A 6479-nucleotide genomic window follows, 5' to 3' on the forward strand; every position below is an offset into this window, starting at 1 on the left:
GCCGGCCAGCGGACCGACTAGTCGACCGGCCAGGCGTCCGCGAGCATCTGGCGGGTGTCCGCGAGGAGTTGGGGCAGCACCTTGGTGTGGCCCACGACCGGCATGAAGTTCGTGTCCCCGCCCCAGCGGGGCACGATGTGCTGGTGCAGGTGCGCGGCGATCCCGGCGCCCGCGGCCTGGCCCTGGTTCATGCCGATGTTGAACCCGTGCGCCCCGGAGGCCTTCCGCAGCGCGATCATCGCCCGCTTCGTGAGGTCCGCGAGCTCAAGGGTCTCGGCTGCGTCCAGGTCCGTGTAATCGGCGACGTGCCGGTACGGCACGACCATGAGGTGGCCGCCGTTGTACGGGTACAGGTTCAGCACGGCGTAGACGTGCTTGCCCCGCGCCACGACCAGGCCGTCCTGGTCGGACATGTCCGGAATCCCGCAGAAGGGACAGCCGTCCCCGGCCTCCGGCCCGGTCGGCTTGTTCTCCCCCTGGATGTAGGCCATCCGGTGGGGCGTCCACAGACGCTGGAACGCGTCCTGCGTGCCCACACCGATCTGCTGCTCCGGCTCAATCGTCATGGGATGCAGCATATGACCTTGCCCCCACGCGGCGTGTCGCCGGGGCGAAGACGAGCGCCGGGGCCGCGATGCTGACCCCATGCACGATGCATCCGAGACCCGTGACAAGGCCTGGGAACGCCGGACCGAACTGCCGCTGTTCTACGCCTCGCTGATCTTCCTCGCCGGCTACGCCGTAGCCGTGCTCGCCGACCGGACCCACCCGCTGTGGCGGGACATCGGCCTCCTCCTCGTCGCGCTGACCTGGCTCTGCTTCATCGTGGACTACGTGGCCCGCCTGGCCCTGAGCGGCATGCGGCCCCTGCGCTTCGTCCGCGTGCACTGGCTGGACACGCTGGTCGTGGTGCTGCCGATGCTGCGGCCGCTGCGCATGGTCAAGGTCAACACCGCGCTGCAGGCCAGGAGCGACCGCCCGCGCCTCGGGCTGTACGCGCGCGTGATGACGTACGCCGGCCTGTCGGCCGGTCTGCTCGGCTTCGCGGGAGCGCTCGGCGTCTACCACTTCGAGCGCAGCGCCCCGGGCGGCACGATCCACACCTTCGGTGACGCGGTCTGGTGGGTGTGCGAGACCCTGACGACGGTCGGCTACGGGGACATGGCCCCGGTGACCCCGGCGGGCCGGACCATCGCGGCGGGCCTGATGGCGTGCGGGCTGGCGCTGCTGGGCGCGGTGACGGGCTCGTTCTCGTCCTGGATGCTCCAGGTCTTCCGGCGGGAGGACGAGAGCGAGCCTCCGGGGAACTGAAGCCCCCGGAGGCTCGCTCTCGTGACGCTCTACGCCGCTCAGACCTGGACGCGGTCCTGGACGACCTTGACCAGCTTGGCCAGGGCCTCGTCCTTCGCCACGCCGTTCTCCTGCGAACCGTCGCGGTAGCGGAAGGAGACGGTGCCCGCGGCCATGTCCTCGTCACCGACGATGATCATGAACGGGACCTTGAGCTTCTGCTGGTTGCGGATCTTCTTCTGCATCCGGTCGGAGGACGCGTCGACCTCGACCCGCAGGCCCTTCTTCTTCGCCTCGGCGGCGAACTCCTGGAGGTACTCGATGTGCGAGTCGCCGATCGGGATGCCGACCGCCTGGACCGGGGCGAGCCACGGCGGCATGACGCCCGCGTAGTGCTCCAGCAGCACGGCGAAGAAGCGCTCGATGGAACCGAACAGCGCGCGGTGGATCATGACCGGCCGCTGCTTGGTGCCGTCGGGGCCGGTGTACTCCAGGTTGAAGCGCTCCGGCAGGTTGAAGTCGAGCTGCACGGTCGACATCTGCCAGGTGCGGCCGATCGCGTCGCGGCACTGGACCGAGATCTTCGGGCCGTAGAACGCGGCGCCGCCCGGGTCCGGGACCAGCGGGAGGCCCTGCTTCTCGGCCACCTGCTGGAGGGTCGCAGTGGCTTCCTCCCAGATCTCGTCGCTGCCGACGAACTTCTCCGGGTCCTTGGTCGACAGCTCCAGGTAGAAGTCGGTCAGACCGTAGTCACGGAGCAGGTTCAGCACGAAGGTGAGCGTGCGGTCGAGCTCCTCCGCCATCTGCTCCTTGGTGCAGTAGATGTGCGCGTCGTCCTGGGTGAAACCGCGCGAGCGGGTCAGGCCGTGCACCACGCCGGACTTCTCGTACCGGTACACGGTGCCGAACTCGAACAACCTCAGGGGGAGCTCGCGGTAGGAGCGGCCGCGCGCGTCGAAGATCAGGTTGTGCATCGGGCAGTTCATGGGCTTGAGGTAGTAGTCGGTACCACCGTCGAGCTGCATGGGGGGGTACATGCCCTCCGCGTACCAGTCCAGGTGGCCGCTCTTCTCGAAGAGGGTGCCCTTGGTGGCGTGCGGGGTGTAGACGAACTCGTAGCCCTCTTCCTCGTGCCGCTTGCGCGAGTAGTCCTCCATGGTGCGGCGGATGACGCCACCGCGCGGGTGGAAGACGGCCAGGCCGGAGCCGATCTCGTCCTGTACGGAGAACAGGTCGAGCTCGACGCCCAGCTTGCGGTGGTCGCGCTTCTCGGCCTCCACGAGGAAGTCGAGGTGGGCCTTCAGCTCCTCCTTCGACGGCCACGCGGTGCCGTAGATGCGCTGGAGCATCGGGTTCTTCTCGCTGCCGCGCCAGTAGGCGGCGGCGTTGCGCATGAGCTTGAACGCGGGGATGTTGCGGGTGGTGGGCAGGTGCGGGCCGCGGCACAGGTCGGACCAGCAGACGTCGCCGCTCTTCGCGTCGATGTTGTCGTAGATGGTCAGCTCGCCGCCGCCCACCTCGACGTTCGCGCCGTCGTCCGAGGTCGCCGCGGAGCCCTTGAGGCCGATGAGCTCCAGCTTGTACGGCTCGGCCGCGAGCTCCTCGCGGGCCGCCTCGTCGGTGACCACGCGGCGGGCGAAGCGCTGGCCGCGCTTCTGGATCTCCTGCATCTTCTTCTCGACGGCCTTGAGGTCATCGGGGGTGAAGGGCTTCGCCACGTCGAAGTCGTAGTAGAAGCCGTCCCGGACCGGCGGGCCGATGCCCAGCTTGGCCTCGGGGAAGAGCTCCTGCACGGCCTGCGCCATGACGTGCGCGGTCGAGTGGCGCAGGATGTTGAGGCCGTCCTCGGAGGAGATCTCCACCGGCTCGACGGTCTCGCCGTCCCGCAGCTCGTAGGAGAGGTCCTTCAGTTCATCGGCGATGCGCGCGGCGACGATGGTGCGCTCGCCGGCGAAGAGCTCCGCCGCCGTAGTGCCCGTGGCCACCACGCGCTCGTCCAGCTCGGAATCGCGTTGGATGATCACACGGACGTCTGACACGGTCTCTCCTGACTCAGGGGGGTGCGCGAGCGGATACCGCGCGCCTGAATCGTACCGAGCGGAGTGGCTGCGCCGCTAAACGGTTGTTCCGGCCGGGCCCACCCCCCCGTGCGGCGCCGCTCCCGGGGCTCCGCCCCGGACCCCGCGCCTCAAACGCCGGCGAGGCTGAATTTGCCCGGGGAACGGTGGACGGGTGGGTAGGGGACGAGCCCCGCAGGGACGGGTCAGTCGTCCGACGGGAGGACGAGGGTGTCGTCCCCGTCCAGGGACTTCATCAGGCGGTCCCGCTCGACCTCGTCCAGGGGGACCGGACGCACGTCCGCGGCGTCCGTCAGCCGACGGAACCCGCCCCGCCGCTGCAAGCGACCGCTCACCCGGATCGGCAGCCCCACCAGGTGCGCGTGGCCCGCCACCCGGTACGACTCCTCGTCGAGCACCACCCGGATGTACGGGATCTCCGCCCCGGCGAGGACCCTCAGCCGGACCGTGCCCCCGCCCCCGGGGGCCGAGCGCCGCATCCGGACCACCGCGCCCGCCACCCGGACGGGGACCGCCGGCTCGTCCCGGGTGTAGCGCGCGGCCGCCTCCCGGAGCACCGGGAGGTCCCCGGGCGAGAACTCCACCGGCTCGGGACGCGCCGCGCAGCCCGCCGGGACCCCTGCCGCCGGGGCCCACGCGAGGGCGACCCGGGCCCCCTCGGAGCCGCGGACCAGCGCGATGAGCGCTTCGGCCAGTTCCCGGCTGACCCCGGCTTCGACCGCCGCGTCGAAGGCTTCCATGCCGCCGGTGGCCCGCTGGTAGTCCACGGCTTCGCGGGCCGCGTGCAGGGCGTGGTGGAGCCGGGTCATGGTGCCGCGGCCCCCGTCGACGGGGACGTACGCGGTGAGCCGCCGCCCGCCGGGGGCCGGTCCGACCAGCACCCCGTCCAGCGCCCGCTCCGCCTGCCCCCGGTGCCGGGCGCCGTAGTACCCGGCCCGGGCCCGGTCGGCCAGTGCCCCGGCGAGGAGCAGCTGGCGGGCTGCCGAGCGCAGCTGTTCCTGGAGGGTCCAGTCGGCCTCGCCCTGGAGCCCGTACGCCCCTTGCGGGATCTCTCGGTCCCAGCGGATCTCGTCGCTCGGCACGGTGAGCCCGTAGAGCACCTCGCGCGCCGAGGGCAGCGCGCTGTGCGAGAGGGCGGTGAGGGCCTCTTCGAGGAGGTCGGCGCAGTCCGGGAAGGCGCGGCTCTCGGGGACGAGGAGGCTGGTGCCGCGGCTGCCCGCCCCGTGGGTGGCCGGCGGGGTCCAGCGCCCGTACCGTCCGGCCGCGCCGCCGCGGCGCAGCCAGCCGTGCCGGTGCAGCAGGGCGCCGAGCACGAGCGGATCGACCTGCGCGGGGTCGGGTGCGGCGGCGCCGAACTCCGGCGACGAGGACGGGAGCGGGAGCGGGAACGGCTCCAGGTGCGGTGACTGCCAGTTCATCAGGGTGTCCCTCCCGACCCGACCCGGGTCATGATCTCGCAGAGCGCCCGGTCGTCGAAGATCCGCGTGGTGGGGATCCGTACGGTGGTCCGGCGCCGGCCGGTCACGGGGTGTCCGGCGAGATTGGTCCAGTAGCAGCAGTGCCGCAGGTCGAGCCGGTCGTGTCCGGCGCTGAGCCATTGGTCGCGTTCCCGCGGTACGAGCATCACGACGAGGATCTTGTGCACGGCGACCGGGCTGCGGGCGAGCTTGACCAGGTGCTCGTTGTCGAGGGTGAAGCCGAAGGTGGGCCCGGCCGGTCTGGCCGGTATCTGGTAGGTCGCCTTCAGCTGCACCTTGATGGTCACCTCGTCGTCGACGACGTGCTCGGGTGCTCCGTGGCTGACGTGCCAGTCGATGCCGCTGTCGGGAAAGGGCTGGGAGAGCGAGCAGCCGGCCGCGGCGGCGACGGCGTGCAGGTATCCCACCTGGAAGGTCTCCATGCAGGCGGTGGTGGCGAGTGTGCCGCGCAGCGGTCCGGTCCGCGGGTCGGTCCGCGGATCGATCTGGCCGGCGAGCACCCCGCCCGGTTCGGGCTGCGCGAGCGCCATGGCCGGCTCCCCATGCCTTCCGGGCTCTTCTGCGAGGGGTTCGGTGGGGTGACGACCGGTCATGTGTGCGGTCCCCCACTGGAGTTGTCTCCGCAGTCGGCGTGGCGCAAACGGCGTACGCGGCAAAGAGCCCGGGTACAACCGATGCGGGGAAGGGTGGCAGGTCCTGTGGCGCGGTGCCCGGATGCGCCCCATCCGTCCACGGGTGACGAGGAGTTCGCCATGACACGCTGGTACGAGGGCCCGCTGGCCGCATTCGACACGGAGACGACCGGGGTGGACGTGGAGCAGGACCGGATCGTGTCCGCCGCGCTCATCGTCCAGGAGTGCTCGGGCGGCCGGATCCGTTCGACGCGCTGGCTGGTCAATCCCGGCGTCCCGGTACCTCCGGGGGCCACGGAAGTGCACGGTCTGACCGACGACCACCTCCAGCGCAACGGGCGCTGGCCGGCGCCGGTGGTGGAGGAGATAGCCCGTGCGCTCGGGGAGCAGCAGGTGGCGGGCCGGCCGGTGGTGGTGATGAACGCGCCGTTCGATCTGACGCTGCTGGACCGGGAGTTGCGCCGCCACCGGGCGTCTTCGCTGGCGCGGTACCTGGACAACCGGCCGCTGACGGTGCTGGATCCGCGGGTGCTGGACAAGCATCTGGACCGCTATCGCAAGGGGCGGCGGACGCTGACGGATCTGTGCGCGCACTACGGGATAGAGCTGGAGGCCGCGCACGACGCGGCGGCGGACGCGCTGGCCTCGCTGGAGCTCGTACGGGCGGTGGGGCGGCGGTTCGCGGGGCGGCTGGAGCGGCTGTCGCCGGCGGAGCTGCACACGTTGCAGCAGGTCTGGCACGCGGCGCAGGCGCGGGGGTTGCAGGCCTGGTTCGCGCGGCAGGGGACGCCGGAGCCGGTGGATCCGCACTGGCCGTTGCGGCCGGAGCTGCCGCAGGCGGCGTAGCGGAAGTGCTCGTACGGCTCGTAGTACGTCTCGTAGTACGAGCCGTACATGCGGAAGGGGCGGGGCCGAAAAAAAGTAGCCGGCCCGGGCCCGGGGGGGTAGCGTGTGGGGACAACAGAGCCCCGCCGGGGGTGGGAAATTGTGAAACACAATAA

6 protein-coding genes are annotated in these 6479 nt (G+C 71.2%); 2 read left to right on the top strand and 4 right to left on the bottom strand.

The window, feature by feature from the left end:
• Nucleotides 1-17 precede the first annotated feature (17 nt).
• The gene (locus tag ACFXDJ_RS16745; protein WP_384662275.1) at nt 18-578 is read right to left on the bottom strand and encodes an HIT family protein; all 561 of its coding nucleotides are present in this window, start codon (nt 576-578) and stop codon (nt 18-20) included.
• Nucleotides 579-645: 67 nt separating this feature from the next.
• Here ACFXDJ_RS16745 and ACFXDJ_RS16750 point away from each other — a divergent pair, with 67 nt between their 5' ends.
• A complete protein-coding gene (locus ACFXDJ_RS16750; RefSeq protein ID WP_384849347.1) occupies nt 646-1311 on the top strand; it encodes a potassium channel family protein in 666 nt (221 codons plus the stop codon).
• 38 nt (nt 1312-1349) lie between these two features.
• Here the strand turns inward: ACFXDJ_RS16750 and thrS are convergent, their stop codons facing one another.
• The 3 genes from thrS to ACFXDJ_RS16765 all read right to left on the bottom strand — a co-directional run bounded on the left by thrS (nt 1350) and on the right by ACFXDJ_RS16765 (nt 5376).
• A complete protein-coding gene (thrS, locus tag ACFXDJ_RS16755) occupies nt 1350-3329 on the bottom strand; it encodes a threonine--tRNA ligase (protein WP_384663440.1) in 1980 nt (659 codons plus the stop codon).
• A gap of 224 nt (nt 3330-3553) precedes the next feature.
• Nucleotides 3554-4786, bottom strand: a complete 1233-nt coding sequence (locus ACFXDJ_RS16760; protein ID WP_384663439.1) for a hypothetical protein — start codon at nt 4784-4786, stop codon at nt 3554-3556.
• Nucleotides 4786-5376: a DUF4365 domain-containing protein gene (locus ACFXDJ_RS16765; RefSeq protein WP_384663438.1), complete on the bottom strand. Its 591-nt coding sequence runs from the start codon at nt 5374-5376 to the stop codon at nt 4786-4788. The genes ACFXDJ_RS16760 and ACFXDJ_RS16765 overlap by 1 nt, the downstream gene beginning before the upstream one ends.
• 222 nt (nt 5377-5598) lie before the next feature.
• Between ACFXDJ_RS16765 and ACFXDJ_RS16770 the strand changes: the two genes are divergently transcribed.
• On the top strand, nt 5599-6324 hold the full coding sequence (locus ACFXDJ_RS16770) for a 3'-5' exonuclease (protein WP_384663436.1): 726 nt from the start codon (nt 5599-5601) through the stop codon (nt 6322-6324).
• Nucleotides 6325-6479 lie beyond the last annotated feature (155 nt).

The sequence above is a fragment of the Streptomyces sp. NPDC059443 genome (genome assembly GCF_042750105.1).
Lineage (GTDB): Bacteria > Actinomycetota > Actinomycetes > Streptomycetales > Streptomycetaceae > Streptomyces.

What these genes read in the sequence shown, in the direction of transcription:
- ACFXDJ_RS16745 (WP_384662275.1), bottom strand. Translation starts at nt 578, where the DNA reads ATGCTGCATCCCATGACGATTGAGCCGGAGCAGCAGATCGGTGTGGGC.
- ACFXDJ_RS16750 (WP_384849347.1), top strand. Translation starts at nt 646, where the DNA reads ATGCACGATGCATCCGAGACCCGTGACAAGGCCTGGGAACGCCGGACC.
- ACFXDJ_RS16760 (WP_384663439.1), bottom strand. Translation starts at nt 4,786, where the DNA reads ATGAACTGGCAGTCACCGCACCTGGAGCCGTTCCCGCTCCCGCTCCCG.
- ACFXDJ_RS16765 (WP_384663438.1), bottom strand. Translation starts at nt 5,376, where the DNA reads ATGGCGCTCGCGCAGCCCGAACCGGGCGGGGTGCTCGCCGGCCAGATC.
- ACFXDJ_RS16770 (WP_384663436.1), top strand. Translation starts at nt 5,599, where the DNA reads ATGACACGCTGGTACGAGGGCCCGCTGGCCGCATTCGACACGGAGACG.